The sequence below is a fragment of the Pseudoalteromonas sp. SIMBA_162 genome, assembly GCF_046535955.1.
In the GTDB taxonomy this organism is placed as follows: domain Bacteria; phylum Pseudomonadota; class Gammaproteobacteria; order Enterobacterales; family Alteromonadaceae; genus Pseudoalteromonas; species Pseudoalteromonas marina.
Genome location: NZ_JAWJBQ010000815.1, coordinates 1 through 252, shown reverse-complemented (window position 1 = coordinate 252; position 252 = coordinate 1). Strand labels below are relative to the sequence as shown.

The following is a 252-nucleotide window of genomic DNA, read 5'->3' as shown; positions in this document are numbered from 1 at the left end:
GCTCGATGGTGTTGGTGATCTGTTGCTGCTGCTGAGCGAGAGCGCGTTCGGTGCCCTCTTCTACCTGCATCTTGCTAGCCGTCGAGAACACCAGGCCCAGCGCCGTGAAGGCCGCCATCATCAACAGCAATACCAGCAAGGCGAGCTTGCTGCCGACACTGGCGCGGGCCAGACGCTTTTTTATTGTCATCACTACGCGATACCCCGATCCATGAGAGAAGTATCACGTCTATCGGCCACCGGACTCAGAAC

General features: G+C 57.9%; 1 protein-coding gene. It reads right to left on the bottom strand.

All coding sequences use genetic code 11. The features are described 5' to 3' along the window. A partial coding sequence (locus R0J88_RS21950; protein WP_410901170.1) for a hypothetical protein occupies positions 1–193 on the bottom strand: 193 nt, incomplete at its 3' end. Between the last annotated feature and the right edge of the window lie 59 nt (positions 194–252).